Source organism: Sinosporangium album (genome assembly GCF_900100605.1).
GTDB lineage: Bacteria > Actinomycetota > Actinomycetes > Streptosporangiales > Streptosporangiaceae > Sinosporangium > Sinosporangium album.
Genome location: NZ_FNCN01000006.1, coordinates 196559 through 212583, shown reverse-complemented (window position 1 = coordinate 212583; position 16025 = coordinate 196559). Strand labels below are relative to the sequence as shown.

The 16025-nt window shown below is 67.5% G+C and carries 14 protein-coding genes; 9 read left to right on the top strand and 5 right to left on the bottom strand.

All coding sequences use genetic code 11. From position 1 onward, the window contains the following. Positions 1–201: 201 nt before the first annotated feature. The 4 genes from BLQ73_RS08630 to BLQ73_RS08615 all read left to right on the top strand — a co-directional run bounded on the left by BLQ73_RS08630 (position 202) and on the right by BLQ73_RS08615 (position 3105). Positions 202–381 carry a (2Fe-2S)-binding protein gene (locus BLQ73_RS08630; RefSeq protein WP_093169839.1) on the top strand — a complete coding sequence of 60 codons (180 nt, stop codon included), beginning with the start codon at positions 202–204 and terminating at the stop codon, positions 379–381. A 13-nt stretch (positions 382–394) separates the two neighbouring features. Beyond that, a complete protein-coding gene (gene bfr, locus BLQ73_RS08625) occupies positions 395–877 on the top strand; it encodes a bacterioferritin (protein WP_093169838.1) in 483 nt (160 codons plus the stop codon). A 278-nt stretch (positions 878–1155) separates the two neighbouring features. Next, the gene (locus tag BLQ73_RS08620) at positions 1156–1824 is read left to right on the top strand and encodes a response regulator transcription factor (RefSeq protein ID WP_012888073.1); all 669 of its coding nucleotides are present in this window, start codon (positions 1156–1158) and stop codon (positions 1822–1824) included. 3 nt (positions 1825–1827) lie between these two features. Continuing rightward, positions 1828–3105, top strand: a complete 1278-nt coding sequence (locus BLQ73_RS08615) for an ATP-binding protein (protein ID WP_093169837.1) — start codon at positions 1828–1830, stop codon at positions 3103–3105. A 160-nt stretch (positions 3106–3265) separates the two neighbouring features. On the opposite strand, the gene BLQ73_RS33105 is transcribed toward BLQ73_RS08615, so the two are convergent. Continuing rightward, positions 3266–4192, bottom strand: coding sequence for a GtrA family protein (locus BLQ73_RS33105; RefSeq protein WP_245690902.1), 927 nt, complete (start codon positions 4190–4192; stop codon positions 3266–3268). 343 nt (positions 4193–4535) lie between these two features. Between BLQ73_RS33105 and BLQ73_RS08605 the strand changes: the two genes are divergently transcribed. Then, positions 4536–5705, top strand: coding sequence for a 5-(carboxyamino)imidazole ribonucleotide synthase (locus BLQ73_RS08605; protein ID WP_093169836.1), 1170 nt, complete (start codon positions 4536–4538; stop codon positions 5703–5705). Then, the gene (purE, locus tag BLQ73_RS08600; protein ID WP_093169835.1) at positions 5702–6205 is read left to right on the top strand and encodes a 5-(carboxyamino)imidazole ribonucleotide mutase; all 504 of its coding nucleotides are present in this window, start codon (positions 5702–5704) and stop codon (positions 6203–6205) included. The genes BLQ73_RS08605 and purE overlap by 4 nt, the downstream gene beginning before the upstream one ends. 71 nt (positions 6206–6276) lie before the next feature. Here the strand turns inward: purE and BLQ73_RS08595 are convergent, their stop codons facing one another. Next, a complete protein-coding gene (locus tag BLQ73_RS08595; protein ID WP_093169919.1) occupies positions 6277–7590 on the bottom strand; it encodes a UDP-glucose dehydrogenase family protein in 1314 nt (437 codons plus the stop codon). A 183-nt stretch (positions 7591–7773) separates the two neighbouring features. On the opposite strand from BLQ73_RS08595, the gene BLQ73_RS08590 reads away from it, so the two are divergent. From BLQ73_RS08590 to BLQ73_RS08580, 3 genes are all read left to right on the top strand, one after another. Continuing rightward, entirely contained in the window at positions 7774–8937 is a 1164-nt protein-coding gene (locus tag BLQ73_RS08590; protein ID WP_093169834.1) for an acyl-CoA dehydrogenase family protein, read from the top strand. 260 nt (positions 8938–9197) lie between these two features. Further along, positions 9198–10004 (top strand): pentapeptide repeat-containing protein, encoded by an 807-nt coding sequence (locus BLQ73_RS08585; RefSeq protein ID WP_245690901.1) that lies wholly within the window; start codon positions 9198–9200, stop codon positions 10002–10004. A gap of 125 nt (positions 10005–10129) precedes the next feature. Further along, positions 10130–10774 carry a dienelactone hydrolase family protein gene (locus tag BLQ73_RS08580; RefSeq protein WP_176955333.1) on the top strand — a complete coding sequence of 215 codons (645 nt, stop codon included), beginning with the start codon at positions 10130–10132 and terminating at the stop codon, positions 10772–10774. A 6-nt stretch (positions 10775–10780) separates the two neighbouring features. On the opposite strand, the gene BLQ73_RS08575 is transcribed toward BLQ73_RS08580, so the two are convergent. The 3 genes from BLQ73_RS08575 to BLQ73_RS08565 form a co-directional block, all read right to left on the bottom strand. Further along, positions 10781–11713 (bottom strand): hypothetical protein, encoded by a 933-nt coding sequence (locus BLQ73_RS08575; RefSeq protein WP_093169832.1) that lies wholly within the window; start codon positions 11711–11713, stop codon positions 10781–10783. A 634-nt stretch (positions 11714–12347) separates the two neighbouring features. Next, entirely contained in the window at positions 12348–13841 is a 1494-nt protein-coding gene (locus tag BLQ73_RS34525; RefSeq protein ID WP_218125672.1) for a helix-turn-helix domain-containing protein, read from the bottom strand. A 458-nt stretch (positions 13842–14299) separates the two neighbouring features. After that, the gene (locus tag BLQ73_RS08565; RefSeq protein WP_093169831.1) at positions 14300–15922 is read right to left on the bottom strand and encodes an LCP family protein; all 1623 of its coding nucleotides are present in this window, start codon (positions 15920–15922) and stop codon (positions 14300–14302) included. Between the last annotated feature and the right edge of the window lie 103 nt (positions 15923–16025).

Here is a 16025-nt window from a genome sequence, read left to right as displayed (position 1 = left end):
GACGGCCGACGGAGATCCTTTTATGTGATCTTTCTCGGTTTGAATTCGCCTGTGAATCATGAAGCGCGGTGATTTGATCGGCGTCCGCGGTTGGGTGGTGCGGTTACTACCACAGGGGCTAAGGCAAGGCTTACCGAACCAGTGCTATCTTAGGCATGCCTTACCTAATGGGTTCAGTGGTGGAGGAGTTCGGCTGCCCCAATGTATGTATGCATCTGCCGCGCTGTGACTGAAAATGAAGTTCACGAGTGCATCGCGTCCGGCGCCCGTAGCGCGAAGCAAATCCGCGACACCACGGGTGCCGGGAGCGACTGCGCCACCTGCGTACGAAAGATCTGTGCAATGCTGAAGCGGTCTGAGGAATTGATTTCGACCGCATAGCAAGGGGCCCGCCATGCAGGGCGACAAGCAGATCATCGAGCTGCTCAATGAGCAGTTGACCGCCGAACTCACCGCGATCAACCAATACTTCCTCCATGCGAAGATGCAGGAGAACTGGGGCTATACCAAGCTCGCCTCCTACACGCGCGCGGAGTCTTTCGATGAGATGCGCCACGCGGAGAAACTCACCGATCGTATTCTCTTTCTTGAGGGACTGCCCAACTACCAGCGGCTCGGCACCCTGCACATCGGGCAGACCGTGCAGGAGCAGCTTCAGGCCGACCTGGAGATCGAGCTGAGCGTGGTCAAGCGCCTCAAGCCCGCCATCCAACTCATGCGCGAAAAGGGTGACATCACCTCTGCGAGGATCTTCGAGGAGATCCTTGAGGACGAGGAGCACCACATCGACTACCTGGAGACGGAGCTGGCGCTCATCGACGCCCTGGGCGAGCAGCTCTACCTCGCCCGCTTCGCGGAGCCGCCGTCCGCGGATTAGGTGATACGCGTGTTACTGGGGTAAATGACACGACACGCCCGCCGGGTACCTTCCGTGCGGGCGTGTTGGTTTTTGCGAGACTGTTCCGGAGGGCGGAGGGCCGGTCGCCCGAGGTGTCCTACCCTTCGGGGCGGTAGCCGTACCCTCCAATCTCCAACCCTTGCGTGATGACTAACCGTCATTTATCAGTGTTTGCCCAGGTCAATGGATGGGTCAATGACGAGTCAAACCGCGCGCTGTAGCCGGGAAACGATCGCCTAAGGTCCTACGATCGCTTCATGACCTGCGTACTTCTCGCCGAGGATGACACCTCGATCTCTGAGCCGCTGGCGCGCGCACTGCGCCGTGAGGGCTATCAGGTAGAGGTGAGTCCCGACGGCCCGCAGGCCCTGGAAAGGGCTCTGTCGGGAGGCATCGACCTCATCGTTCTCGACCTCGGTCTGCCAGAGATGGATGGGCTTGAGGTGGCCAGGCGCATTCGCGCCGAAGGGCACGGCACGCCCGTGCTGATCCTGACCGCGCGTGTCGACGAGGTCGACACCGTGGTGGGGCTCGACGCCGGCGCCGATGACTATGTGACCAAACCGTTCCGACTGGCCGAGTTGCTGGCCCGGGTGCGGGCACTGCTGCGCCGGGGCACCTCCGAGACCCCCGTGGTCCAAGGGGTGCGCATCGACGCCGACTCCCGCCGGGCCTGGATGGGAGACAAGGAACTGCATCTGACGACCAAGGAGTTCGACCTGCTCCGCGTGCTGGTGCGTGACGCGGGCAAGGTGGTGACCCGAGAGCAGATCATGCGTGAGGTGTGGGACACCAACTGGTGGGGTTCCACCAAGACGCTTGACATGCACATTTCGTGGTTGCGCCGCAAGCTTGGCGATGACGCCGCCAAGCCGCGCTACATCACCACGGTCCGGGGGGTCGGCTTCCGGTTCGAGCGAGAGTAGGGAATGCGCCGCAGACTGCTGTCCTCCACCCTGGTCGTCGCCGTCATCGCGGTCCTGCTGCTGGGCGTGCCCCTCGGGGTCGTGGTCAGCCGCCTGATCGTCGACGAGGCGTCTCAGGAGCTGCGGTCAGAGGCGACACGCCTGCTTGGGGAGGTTGAATACTCCAGGATTCAGGATCAGCCCATTGATCCCGCGCAACTAGAGATGAAATATCGCAATCGATATATCCAGATCTACGAACGCGGAAACCCCCCCAATGCGACCATCGTCGGCACCGAACCCCCGACCGGTCACCAGATGACCGAGGACGCCCACTCTGAGAACGGGGTCTACGTCCGGGTCAGCCGTGACCGCGGCCAGGTGGAGCAAGACGTGCGTGCTCGCCTCCTGCTGATCGTGGCTCTGGCCGCCGCGGCGCTCGCGGTGGCAGTCGGGCTCGCGATCGTGCAGTCGCGCCGTCTGACGCTACCCCTGCAAGATCTCGCGATGATCGCTGAAAAACTAGGGTCCGGCGACGCGAGACCGAGCAGACACCGATATGGGATCCAGGAACTCGACCGCGTCGCCGAGGTCCTGGATCGCAGCGCCACGCGCATATCCGACCTGCTCAACCGGGAGCGCGAGTTCGCCACGGACGCCTCCCACCAGCTCCGCACCCCCTTGACGGGGCTCACCATGCGCCTTGAGGAGATCGTCGCCGCGGCCGACCAGCCGACGATCGTCCAGGAGGAGGGGGAAGCCGCCATCGTCCAGGCGGAGCGCCTCACCGCCGTGATCGACGAACTGCTCGCAGCCGCACGGCGCCAGCGCCACTCGCAGGCCGAGCAGATCGACATCGACGAGGTGCTCGACCAGCAGGTCCACGAGTGGGATCCGGCGTTTCGCCGTGCCGGTCGCACCGTACGGCTCACCGGCACGCGTGGCCTCTTCGCCCTCGCCACCACCGGCGGCCTCGGTCAGGTCATCTCGTCTCTGCTGGAGAACTCCCTCCAGCACGGCGGGGGGCCGGTCACCGTCACCACGAGCAGCTCTGAGAAGTCGATCGTCATCGAGGTGGCCGACGAAGGGCCGGGCATCAGCGAGGATCTCGCGCCCCGGGTGTTCGAGCGCAACGTCAGCGGGGGGACGGGCACCGGCCTCGGGCTGACGCTCGCCCGGGCCCTGGCCGCCGCGGACGGCGGCCGTCTAGAGCTGGTACGCCCCCGTCCCGCGGCCTTCGCCGTGTTCCTCCGGCCGGTCGGCGACATTGGGCGCAACCGGGTGGTGAGCGGACCGGCCTAACGGACGGACCGGCCCAGCGTGAGGTCGGACAGATGCGGGACCGGATAGACCGGATACGTGCGCGCCCGGACAAGTGTGTAACCGGACACGTGGGTGACTGGACACGTGGGTGACGGGGGCCGTCCGGCGCGAGGTCGGGCCGGTGGCGGTCGACGTCGGCCTAGCGGCCGCTCGCGGCTGCCTGCTCGGCGGTCGCTCCCGGCATGCCGCTCCCCATGGGACGGGTGGCGGTCCTGTCGTGCGCAGTGTTGTGTGTGGCGCTGTTGTGTGTGGCGCTGTTGTGTGTGGCGCTGTTGTGTGTGGCGCTGTTGTGTGTGGCGCTGTTGTGTGTGGCGCGGTCATGTGGAGCGCCGCCATTCGCAGTGCCGTTCACGGTGCCGTTCGTGGCGCTGCCGTTCGCAGTGTTCGGCAGCGTGTTCGGCCATGTGTTCGGCTGCGTGTTCGGCAGTGGCGCGCGAGGGGTGGGGATCTCGGCGGGCTCACCGGGCGCCGAGCCCGCTTCGGCCGTGGCGGGCGCCAGGAAGACCCACTTCCGGTAGGACCAGAAGCGGAACAGCGTGCCGAGGACGAGCCCCACGAGCTGGGCGGCGCTGTAGCTCACCGCATCGGTGAGTTCGAGCGTGTAGGTCACAAAACCGATCACCAGGAGTGAGATCAGCAAACCGATCGCGTTGAGGAGGAAGAAGAGGAAGTATTCCCGCGCGAGTCCGCTTTGCTCCCGGTGGCGGAAGGTCCAGAGTCGATTGCCGGCGTAGGCGAAGGTCGCCGCGACGACCGTGCCCACGACCTTGGAGATCAGTGGACCCCACTCCAGGCCGAACCTCAGATAGTTAGACAAAGAGAAGTCGATCACGAAGGCCACAGCCCCGATCACGCCGAACTTTGCCATCTCATGTACGAGGTGGGCAATTTGATCATAAGCGCGTCGAAGTAGCTGCACGACTGCACGGTCCTTTCCGGTTCGCTGATCGGTCGCGCCCGTGGTGCTCGGTCTCAGTGCTCCGTCTCGGTGGCGTCGGTGCTGGTCTTGCAGTTCCGGCGATGCGGATTTCGGCGCTGGCACCAGATTACCGGGGTCGGCTTCCACCTCCGCGCAAGGCCGAAGTGAAAGTCATTCCGAGAAGCCTTGTGAAACGTAGTCCACTCGGTGGCTGTTGGGTTTACTCTGGCGACAGATCATAGGTGTAGACCACATGGGAAATCTGGACATCTGCGCATGCTCCCGTGATGGTCCGTCTATGGACCCCTCCTGGCCGCGCACGCCACCTTCCGGTTCACCGCCTGAGACGGGACCGGATGCCAGAGCGTATGTCCGGGATGACCAGGACGCTGGGCGGTCGTGCCTCCCGAGGCTACCCGGAACGGCCGCTCAGCCATGGGCGGACGCCCCCGCACCAGATCCTCGCCAAGGGCGGGTACGCTGAGGCGCCGTGAGCACACCTAGCCTGACCGGGGCGAACGCACCCCTCGTCGGGCCGGTCGTCGGCATGATCGGCGCCGGCCAACTCGCCAGGATGACCCAGCAGGCGGCCATCGCCCTCGGCATCGAACTCCGCGTCCTCGCGGCCTCGGCCGACGAGAGCGCGGCCCGCGTCATCGTGGACACCCGCCTCGGCGACTACCGCTCGGCGGCAGATCTCCGCGAGTTCGCCAAAGGCTGTGACGCGGTCACCTTCGACCACGAGCACGTGCCGACTGAGCACATCGAGGCCCTGGCCGCCGACGGCTTCGCCGTACACCCCGGGGCCGATGCCCTCGTGCACGCGCAGGACAAGGCGCTCATGCGCGAGCGGCTCACCGCCATCGGCGCGCCCTGCCCCGCCTGGGCCCGGGTGGCCGACGAGGCCGATGTGGCCGCCTTCGGCGAGGAGCACGGCTGGCCGGTGGTGCTGAAGGCTGTCAGGGGAGGATACGACGGGCGAGGCGTGTGGGTCTGCGACGCGGTCGAGCAGGCCGCCCCCGTGCTGGCCTCCGGGGTCGCGCTGATCGCCGAGTCGTTCGTGCCGTTCGAGAGGGAGCTGGCGGTCCTGGTCGCCAGGTCCCCGCACGGGCAGGGCGTCAGCTACCCGGTGGTGGAGACCGTCCAGCGCGACGGCATCTGCGTCGAGGTTCTCGCGCCCGCCCCCGGGCTCGACCCCGAGGTCGCCGCGGGAGCCCAGAGCATCGCCCTGCGCATCGCGCGCGAACTCGGCGTCACTGGGCTTCTCGCGGTCGAGATGTTCCAGACCGCCCGCGGGCTCCTCGTCAACGAGCTCGCCATGCGCCCCCACAACAGCGGCCACTGGACCATCGAGGGCGCCAGAACCTCTCAGTTCGAGCAGCACCTCCGGGCGGTCCTCGACCTGCCGCTCGGCTCGCCCGCCCCGACCGCGCCCGTCGTCGTCATGGCCAACCTGCTCGGCGGCGACGACCCGGACCTGTTCTCGCGTTACGAGCACGTCATGGCCCACGACCCCGGGATCAAGGTGCACTTCTACGGCAAGGAGGTGCGGCCCGGGCGCAAGATCGGCCATGTCACCGCCCTCGGCGACGACCTTGAGACCGTGCGGGAGCGCGCTCGCCACGCCGCCGTCTACCTCACCGAAGGGATCTATACGTGAGCACCCCCCAGGTCGGCATCGTGATGGGAAGCGACTCCGACTGGCCGGTCATGCGGCTCGCCGCCGAGGCGCTCAGCGAGTTCGGCGTCCCGTTCGAGGCCGACGTCGTCTCGGCACACCGCATGCCGCAGGAGATGGTCGCGTACGGCGAAGCCGCCGCGGGCCGCGGCCTGCGCGTGATCATCGCGGGGGCCGGGGGAGCGGCCCACCTGCCCGGCATGCTGGCCTCACTGACCCCGTTGCCGGTCATCGGGGTGCCGGTGCCGTTGAAGTACCTGGACGGCATGGACTCCCTGCTGTCCATCGTGCAGATGCCCGCCGGCGTGCCGGTGGCCACCGTGGCTGTCGGGGGTGCCCGCAACGCCGGGCTGCTCGCCGTACGCATTCTCGCGGCCTCCGACCCGGAGCTCCAGGCCCGCATGGTGGAGTTCCAGGCCGACCTCAAGGCCCAGGCCCACGCCAAGGGCGCCCGCCTCAGGGCGGAGGCGGCCGACCTCTAGCGCACTCGCCGGCGCTTGAGCCGGGGGCCGGGGCGGCTGTGCCGCGCCCGGCCGGTGTCCCGCGAGGGGCGTCAAGGGCGGCCGAGCGCCCGATATGTCCAGGCAGCGGCGCGCCAGCTCATGGGGTCGAGGGCGTTGCGGCCATCCACGATCTTGCGCGTCTCCACCACCGAGCCCAGCTCCTCCGGGTCGAGCGTCACGAACTCCGGCCACTCGGTCAACATCAGGACCACGTTGGCCCCGCGCGCCGCGTCCAACGCGGACTCGCCGTAGGCCAGCTCCGGGTGGGCGCGGCGGGCGTTGTCAAGCGCGACCGGGTCGTACACCGTGACCCGGCCCCCTTGCCGTCCAATGGTGACGGCGACATCCAACGCGGGCGAATCCCGGATGTCATCGGAGTTGGGCTTGAACGCCGCGCCGAGCACGCAGACCGTGCAGCCATGGAAGGAACCTCCCGCCAATTCGCGGGCCAGGTCGACCATGCGGGCGCGGCGCCGCATGTTGATCGCGTCGACCTCCCGCAGGAAAGTCAACGCCTGGTCCGCGCCCAGCTCCCCGGCCCGCGCCATGAACGCCCGGATGTCCTTCGGCAGGCAGCCGCCGCCGAAACCGAGCCCCGCGTTGAGGAACTTGCCCCCGATCCGCTCATCGAACGACAACGCCAGCGACAACTGCTTCACATCCGCGTGAGAGGCCTCGCACACCTCGGCCATCGCGTTGATAAAAGAGATCTTGGTGGCGAGAAAGGCGTTGGCCGCGGTTTTCACCAGTTCCGAGGTCGCGTAGTCCGTCACCACGATCGGCACCTCGCCGAGCGGCTCATAGACGTCCCGCATGACCTTCTCCGCCCGCTCACTCGCCACGCCGAGCACAATGCGATCCGGGTGCAAGGTGTCATGAACGGCGAAGCCCTCGCGGAGAAACTCCGGGTTCCAGGCCAACTCGACCTGCGAACCGGCGGGCGCCAGCCGTACGAGCTTGTCGGCCAGGCGCTGCGCGGTGCCCACCGGCACCGTGGACTTGCCGACGACCAGGCACTCGCGGTCCAGGTGGGGCGCGAGCGACTCCACGACGGCGTCGAGATAGGAGACGTCCGCCGCGTATTCGCCTTTCTTCTGGGGCGTGCCCACGCAGACGAAATGCACGTCCCCGAACGCCGCGGCCTCTTCATAGGAGGTCGTGAACCGCAGCCGCCCGGACGCGAGATTGCGCCGGAGCACCTCTTCCAGCCCTGGCTCATGTATCGGCAGTTCGCCGGCCTTCAACCGCTCGATCTTGGCCGCGTCGACGTCCAAGCCGAGAACCTCGAAACCCAAATCGGCCATGCAGGCGGCATGGGTGGCTCCCAGGTATCCAGTCCCGAGAACGGTCAGGCGGTACGGCACGGGCAGGCTCCTCTCCTCCAACTCCGGATCGCACGCGCCATCTTTGCGTATGAGGGTCCAGGGCATGCGACCGGCTCGTCGTGTTCTCCTGTCTTACCTGCGCAAACCAGCAAAGTTACCCACGAGTCAAGTTAGGGCCGGGTGGACCGGTGCAACGAAGCTTTGACGTCCTACCATTCAGTTATGAGCTTCCCTGCCTACGCGCCCACCGACGAACACCAGATGCTCCGCGAGGCCGTACGCGCACTCGCCGAGGAGAAGATCGCGCCGCGCGCCGCCGCGACCGATGCCACCGAGGAGTTCCCCTGGGAGGTCTACAAGGACCTCACCGCGGCGGACTTCCACGCCGTGCACATCCCCGAAGAGTACGGCGGAGCCGGAGCGGACGCCCTGGCCGCGGTGATCGTCATCGAGGAGGTGGCCCGGGCCTGCGCCTCCTCGTCGTTGATCCCCGCCGTCAACAAACTCGGCACCGTACCGCTGCTGCTCGCCGGGTCCAAGGAGCTCAACAAGCGTTATCTTTCCCCCGTCGCGCGCGGTGACGCCATGTTCTCCTATGCCCTCTCCGAGGCCGAGGCCGGAAGCGACGCCGCCGCCATGAAAACCCGCGCCGTCGCCGACGGAGACCGCTACGTGCTCAACGGCACCAAAATGTGGATCACCAACGCCGGCGTCTCCGAGTTCTACACCGTCATGGCCGTCACCGACCCCGACGCCGGAGCCCGCGGCATCTCCGCCTTCGTCGTCGAGAAAAGCGATGAAGGCGTCGGCTTCGGCCCCAAGGAGAAGAAACTCGGAATCAAGGGCTCGCCGACCCGCCAGGTCATCCTGGACAACGTCCGCATCCCCGCCGAGCGCATGATCGGCGCCCCCGGCACCGGCTTCAAAACCGCTCTCGCCACCCTGGACCACACCCGCATCACCATCGCCGCCCAGGCCCTCGGCATCGCCCAAGGCGCCCTCGACTACGCCATCGGCTACGTCAAAGAACGCAAGCAGTTCGGCAAGGCCGTCGCCGACTTCCAAGGCGTCCAATTCATGATCGCCGACATGGGCATGAAGCTCGAAGCCGCCCGCCAGCTCACCTACGCCGCCGCCGCCAAATCCGAACTCGCCATGCACGGCCAGCCCCAGAAGGACCTCACCTTCTTCTCCAGCGCCGCCAAATGCGCCGCCTCCGACGCCGCCATGGAAATCACCACCGACGCCGTCCAGCTCCTCGGCGGCTACGGCTACACCACGGACTACCCCGTCGAGCGGATGATGCGCGACGCCAAGATCACCCAGATCTACGAAGGCACCAACCAGATCCAGCGCATGGTGATGGCCCGCCAACTTCTCAAGTAGGGGTATGGCCTGGGCGAACCCCGGCTTGCCGGGCCTGGTCGGGTCACTGAAAGCTCATGCGGTCTCGATGATGACGTGTTCTCCTCGCACGCCGCCCGGCCTCCAGTGCGGGCTCGCCGAACAGGACCCGCCGGGCCGAAAAGCCCGCGGCCATCCGGCGCACAGGCGTCGGCATGGCGACGCTCCAGCGCCGCTCTCCCCTAAAGTGACGTGGGCCGTGCCGTACGCGGCCGAGTCACCACCCTGCGAGGCCCCCCATCGTGTCCAGCCGTTTCGATGACCTGAGAGCCGACTGCGGTCGGTGTTTCGGGCTCTGCTGCGTCGCGCCGACCTTCACAGCGTCGGCGGATTTCCCGATCGACAAGCCCGCGGGAAAGGCATGCCCCAACCTGGGGGCGGACTTCCGGTGCGGGATCCATTCCCGCCTCAGGGAGCGGGGTTTCGTCGGATGCACGGTCTTCGACTGCTTCGGAGCGGGGCAGAAGGTCTCGCAGGTCACGTTCAGCGGCCGCGATTGGCGGCGGGAGCCGGCTGCGGCGACGCTGATGTTCGAGGCGTTCGCGGTCATGCGGCACCTTCACGAACTGCTGTGGTATCTCAGCGAAGCCCTGGGATTCCGCGAGGCCAGGGAGTCGCGCGGCGAGCTGGGGCGGTTGCGCGACGAAACGGAACGGCTCACCCGCATGGACGCCGAGGCACTCGCCCGGCTGGACGTTATGCCGCATCGGCAGCAGGTCAACGCTGTTTTGCTGCGGGCCAGTGAACTGGTCCGCGCCGGAGTGCGGCGCAAAGCCAAGGACAGGAGAGGCGCTGACCTGATCGGCGCCGACCTCCGGCGGGCCGATCTGAGAGGGGCGAGCCTGCGGGGCGCCTACCTCATCGGGGCCGACCTGCGTGAAGCCGATCTACGGAAGGCCGACCTCATCGGGGCCGATTTCCGCGGCGCCCGCCTGGAAGGGGCCAACCTTTCCGACAGCCTTTTCCTGATCCAATCCCAGCTCGACGCGGCACGCGGCGACGACCGAACCGTGGTCTCGTCACCGTTGAAACATCCGGCCCACTGGTAACGCTTGTTGAAGCGGAGCTGTTTCCCGGCCTCCCGGCAACAATTCCGCCACGCCCGAGCTATTTCCTCGTGTTCCGGGTGCTGCTCGGCCCCCGGAATGGGGAGGGCCGCGGTCGAGGGGGCGTGATGAACGAGGAAGTACGCGTGGATGTCGGCGGCATTTCGCTGCCGGGGCATGTGGTGGTGCCGCCGCAGGCGGAAGGCGTCGTGGCGTTCGTCCACGGCAGCGGAAGCAGCCGGCACAGCCCGCGCAACAGGCAGGTCGCCGACGAACTGAACGAGGCCGGCCTGGCGACCTTGCTCTTCGATCTCCTCACCCTGGAAGAGGAACTCGATCGCAACAACGTCTTCGACATCGAACTGCTCGCCGAACGGCTCGTCGGAGTGACCGCCTGGCTTGAAGCCCAGGACGATCTGGCGGGCTTCCCCATCGGCTACTTCGGCGCCAGCACCGGCGCGGCGGCGGCGCTCTGGGCGGCCGGCGTCGCCGGCGTCGACGTGCGCGCCATCGTGTCACGCGGTGGCCGCCCGGACCTGGCCTCCGGGCGCCTCGGAGCCGTACGCGCCCCGACGCTGCTCATCGTCGGCGGGTACGACGAGGTGGTGCTCGACCTCAACCTCGCCGCCCAGCGCGAACTGCGGTGCGAGAACGAACTCCGCATCGTCCCGGAGGCCACACACCTCTTCGAGGAGCCAGGAGCCCTCCGCATGGTGGCCGAATTCGCCCGCGACTGGTTCACCTCCCACTTCACCCCGGTCTCGCCCATATAAGCGGGGCTATTTGAGGATTGTTTGGGCTTTGGCGAGGGCTTGGGCGTGCATGGTGTGGTAGGCGCGGATGTGGGCTTCGCGTAGGCGGAAGAGGGCGGATTGGTGATGGTTGTAGCGGTCGCGTTCGACTTTTGATTTTCCGGTGGCCTGGCTGCATTCTGCGTCGGCGACGGCGATCCTGGTTTCCTGGGGATGCGGGGCCGGGAGAGGGCTTTTATCCCGGGCGTAGAGGGCGGCGACGGCCTTTTTGGCGTCGTTCCAGGTTTTGAAGGCGAAGTCCCTCTGGGACATGCAGCCGCTCCAGCGGGTGACGGCCGCGGTGACCTCGGAGTCTTGTGCCATAGCCTTGGCGACGGGGGTGGTGAAGGTGCTCACGGCGCCGTAGGCGATCGCGTAGGCGTTCAGGTCGCCGTAGAGTTCGGTGCGTGCCTCCGCGAGGCAGCCGTCGGCGGGCGTGCCGTAGGAGCCTCCGCCGGGGAGTTCGGCCGTGATCTGTTTCCCTGAGCCGTTGAGTCCCCGCAGCCACTGCCTTTGCTCTTCTTTGGGCAGGGCGAAGACGTAGTCGCCGTTGGGGGTGGGGGATTTTTTTCTGCCGCCGGCCAGGGCGTATGACCCGTAGCCTTCGCGACTGCTTTTCTCGACGTCATCGTTGGTTGCGAGGTGGAATTTGTCGTGCCATTCCTGTTCGCTTGCCTGGGTGATGCCCGGGATGACGTACCTGAAGTCTTTCCTTTTCATGCAGTCCGAGACGAGCGTCAGTTCGGCGCCCTTGATCACGGCGTTGTCCTTGGGGGAACCATATGCCGCCATCAGGATGGCGGCCGGGTCCGGGTCCGGTTGCACTGCCGGTTGTGCGGCCCGGCCCGGGGCCGGTTGCATGCCCGTGTCCGCAGCCGGGAGCACCGTGGGATCTGCGGCCCGGGCGGCCTGGGCGACCACCTGGCGAGGGTCGACCCCGTTGTCGGAAAAATACAGTGAAGCTGATGCAACAAAGGCGGTGAACACGGCTATTCGTGTCCGGGACGCTCGGCTTCCGGTCGTCATGGGATCGCCATTCGTGTGTTCGCGGGGGGTGTTTGTCGCGGGGGCTCGGGCGGAGCCTCTCGGCGGGCCATGGTAATGGCATGCTCACAAGTGCGACGGTGGCGATTCAAGCGGTGGCGGAGCCGTGGAACGGTGTCTGCGGAATTCGATGACCTATGCGTCCGCATGGATATGCCGCGGGAAGTGACCGTTCTTTGCGATTGCCGCATGTCGCGCCGTGAGAGCGCGACCCGGTGCACTGATCCGGCTATGCGTGGAAAGGCGCACCGGGGGCCGTCGGCATTCGAATCCCCGCTGTTACCGTGATTTAGGGTACGGCCAGCGGGGCCGGACTCTAGAGTAATGCTTGCGTTTGCGGGGCGAGAGAGAGCGTTTCGCTACGCGATCGATGCTTTACTCAGAGTCAGTAAAATGGCGGCCCCCGGCGCCCGGGGTCAGACGTCGTCCAGTAGGCGATTATCGAAGGCATTGGCTTCGGCGTGGATTTCGCGAGCTCCCGGCCCGCACGGCGTGCCGCCCGGCGGCGGGGTCAGGTGATCCAGCCGTGCCGTACGGCAAGAGCCCCGAGATGCATGCGCGTTTTCGCCCCCCATTCCTCCATGAGGGAGGCCACGTGCCGGCGAATGGTGCGCTCGGTGACGCCGACCTCTCTGGCGACCTCGCGGTCGCTGCGTCCGGCGGCGAGCAGGGTCAGGATGCGCTGCCGTACGGGCTGGGTCACGGGAGTGGGCGGCGGACGCCGGTCGGCGGGAGGCAGGTGATGCCACACGCTTTCGAACAGGTGGCGTGCCGTCTCCGTGAACAGCGGGTGCCGCACGACGAGTACGGCGGGGCACGTCGGGGTGGGGACGGGGAGGATGACGTCGTCGTCGACGATGGACAGGCCGGCCCCGGGGAGCCCGTTGTGCACCCGGACGGCGGCCCCGTGGTCGCCCAGGGCGCCGACGAGCCGGGTGGCGTGGGGACGGTCCCGGAGGACATCGGCCGAGACGACGACCCGCACGGTTCCGGCGGATGTCGGGGGAAGTGCCGAGGGGTCGCCGCCTACGGCCAGAAGGTCCCAGGTGGCGAGTGTGCCGAGGACCCTGACCTCGTCCACGGCGTTGGCGTGCAGGTCCAGGACCGCTTCGGGGGCGGTTATGGGGCCCTGGATGAGGCGGGCGACCTCTTGGTCGTCCGGCATGTCCGGGGCTTGGGTCGCGAGCAGGGCTTGGAGGCGTCCCAGCGTGTCGTACAGGTCGAGCAGGCCGTGATGGCGATCGGTCAGTTCGGTGCGGATGTCGTCCAGGAGGGCCTGCTGGTCGGCCAGGATCCGTTGGTAGATCTGGCCGCGTGGGATGGCCGCCAAGGTCGCCGGGGCGGTGTCGCCGGTCGAGGCGAACCCCTTGTCGGGGAGCTCCGCCACCGCCGAGGCCGGGTCCGTGAATGTTCCCAGGTCGTGGAACGTGGAGGTGGGGGACGGCCCGTTGCCCCTCGGGGAAGGCGCGGTGCAAGGAACGGCAGCTTCCGTTGATTTCGGCATATATCCGCGATGTTGGAGTGAGGCCCAGAAGCGATCGAGCGTCGCTTCGGTGGGGCTGCCGGGTGTGGGGGGAAACGGCGGCCGACGGGTGTCGGTCGTCAGTCCCGCCGTCGGCGTCGCCGGGCGATCGGCGGCGGTCCCGTCAAGTCTCCGCCGCGTTATCGGGGCCACAGGGGTCACCAGGGTCACCGGGGTCACCGGGGTCACCGGAGACTCGGAGTCGGGACGCTGCGGGGTAGATGTGGTGGGTGTGGGTGCGGCAGGAATGTCGCTTTCTCCGCATTTGGCCGCTTTGACGGGCGGCGGGGCGAGGGGTACGGCATTGCTCCCCGTGGCGGTGCCGTACCCCGTGTACGCGTTGCGGTGAATGGCCCGGAGGGCGTCTCTCCACGCCGTGGCCTTGGTGGTGTCGACGATGCGGATGTCCATGGGCAGAAGTCCTTCGCGGACCAGACGTTCGTAGAGCCTCACCGCTTCGCTTGGCATGAGTAACTCGAACATTTATCCCCCGTTCTGCCAGGGAGGTAGGTGCCTGGCACGGTTCAGTGGATATTGTTACTCTGAATGGTGATTAGGTCTATAGGTCCCCCGATGAAGTGGTAAGACGTTTGTCCGCTCTGTGTTCGTTTGGTGGGTCGGCGTCGTCAATGAAGTGGGGCGCGAATATTCACCCTGCGCCACCCGCCGGTCACCCGGTAATGTCCTTTAGAGGACATGTCCTCTAAAGGACGCATCTGCCGCTACATGCGGGGCATGAGAGCCGGGGTAATGTAAGGGTAACGTTTGACATTTCATCTAAATAGAGGAATTTCCCTGGGAGCGCGACCCTCGACGTGCGACCGGCGCGGCACGCATACCCATCACCCCGTGTACGGCGGAGCGTACGGCGGAGCCGCTCAACGCCATGCCCCCGCACGCGCCCGCGGCGGATCGGCGCCTCCCGCGCACGCCCCGCGACTTTATTGCTTGCAGATGTTCTGCGTGGCGGTCCGGGCCGTCGCCGTCGTGGTGGGGGTCGGGGTGGCCGGCGCCGCCGACGGGGTGCTGGAGGGAGGCGGGCCGGTCACGCTGACCTTCTCGACGGCGGGCTGGTCGCGGCCGATGATGACCTCGATGCCGTCGATGTCGACATCGCGGAGTTCCGAGCCGGGGAGGGAGGCGGCGACGGTGCGGGCGGCGTCGAGCTGGCCCGGGCCGTACCGGACGATGGTCTGAGTGTGGTCGCGGCGGGTGTCACCGGCCTTGTCGGGGATGAGGAACCCCGCCTGCACGAGGGCGGTGCGGGTGCGTGCGCCGAGGCCGGAGATGGGCGTGCCGTTGAGGACGCGCAGGGTGATGCGGCCGGGCGGGACGTTCAGCGCGGTCGGGGAAGGCGTCGGCGACGGCGAGGCGGTCGGCCCGGAGGACGGACCGGCGGAGGCCGACGGGCTCGCCGAGCCGGAGGGCGTGGCGCCGGGGACGAGCGGCTCGTCGGCGTTGATGCGCCGGAACAGGTCACGGGCGGCGGGCTTGTCCCACAGCACGGCGGACTCGCCGGTGGGGCTGCGGTAGTCGCTGTCGGCGATCGGCACCGTGGCGAAGGAGACGTCGTCGGTGGAGATGCTCCGGAGCTGGTCGGCGAGGCCGACGAGGTCGCCCGCCAGCTCGCGGTCGACCGTCAAGGTCTTCAGGGTCGAGTCGATGAACCCGGCGAGCTTGGCGGGGTTGGTGAGGGTGTCGCCGCTGAGCGCCTGCTTGAGCAGAGCGGACATGAACTGCTGCTGCCGGTCGATGCGGTCGAGGTCGGAACGCGCGGTGGCCCGCGTGCGGGCGAAGGCGAGGGCCTTGACACCGTCGAGCTGGTAGGTGCCGGGTGCGAGGTCGAGCGCGGTCTTCGGGTCGTTGATGGCGACCGGCGTGCAGACGGAGACGCCGCCGAGGGAGTCGACGACCTCGATGAAGCCGAGCACGTTGACCTCGACGTAGTGGTTGATGGTGAGCCCGGTGGCCTTCTCCACGGTGTCGACGGCGAGGTTGGCGCCGCCGAGCTGGTAGGCGGCGTTGATCTTGTGCTCGCCCTTGCCGGGGATGGTGGTCCAGGTGTCGCGGGGCAGGCTGACGACGGTCACCTTGGAGTGGTCCTCGGACAGGTGCACCACCATCATGGTGTCGGTGCGCTGCCCGGATTCACGGCCGAGCTTCAGCTGGTTCTGCTGCTTGCGGGTGAGGTTGTCGCGCTTGTCGACTCCGACGAGCAGGATGTTCATCGCGCCCTGGCTCTGCGAGCCCGCGACGCCCGCGTCCACCGAGCCGATCTGGCTCGCCGCGTAGTTCGGCAGCGCCCAGAGCACGGCGGAGCCGGCGAGGACCACGCTCGACATCGCGCCCGCCAGGATCAGGTTGCGCCGTCGCGCGCGTGCGCTCTTGCGCAGGGCGCGCATGCCTTGGGGCTGCTGCCCGCCCAGGCGCACGCCGCCGTAGCCGTCGCCCCCGACCTGGACGCCCGACTCCGGGAGAGGCTCCTCGCCGTCGCGTGAGGAGCCGGCCCCGCCCGAGGCCCCCTCGGAGGCCGGAGATCCCCCTCCGCCATGCGAGTCACGCATCCGGTGCCCCCCTCACCCTGAGACTCGTGGGCCTGTGAGACCGCGGGAGCCGAGGTCTTTCGGTTGCGATCCCCACCCGCTCGTACAGTAGCGTGAGCGGAGC

Excerpts from the sequence above, each read along its gene's own strand:
- BLQ73_RS08590 (WP_093169834.1), top strand. The coding sequence starts at position 7,774 with ATGAGCTTCCCTGCCTACGCGCCCACCGACGAACACCAGATGCTCCGC.
- BLQ73_RS34525 (WP_218125672.1), bottom strand. The coding sequence starts at position 13,841 with ATGTTCGAGTTACTCATGCCAAGCGAAGCGGTGAGGCTCTACGAACGT.
- BLQ73_RS08630 (WP_093169839.1), top strand. The coding sequence starts at position 202 with ATGTATGTATGCATCTGCCGCGCTGTGACTGAAAATGAAGTTCACGAG.
- bfr (WP_093169838.1), top strand. The coding sequence starts at position 395 with ATGCAGGGCGACAAGCAGATCATCGAGCTGCTCAATGAGCAGTTGACC.
- BLQ73_RS08620 (WP_012888073.1), top strand. The coding sequence starts at position 1,156 with ATGACCTGCGTACTTCTCGCCGAGGATGACACCTCGATCTCTGAGCCG.
- BLQ73_RS08580 (WP_176955333.1), top strand. The coding sequence starts at position 10,130 with ATGAACGAGGAAGTACGCGTGGATGTCGGCGGCATTTCGCTGCCGGGG.
- BLQ73_RS08565 (WP_093169831.1), bottom strand. The coding sequence starts at position 15,922 with ATGCGTGACTCGCATGGCGGAGGGGGATCTCCGGCCTCCGAGGGGGCC.
- BLQ73_RS08615 (WP_093169837.1), top strand. The coding sequence starts at position 1,828 with ATGCGCCGCAGACTGCTGTCCTCCACCCTGGTCGTCGCCGTCATCGCG.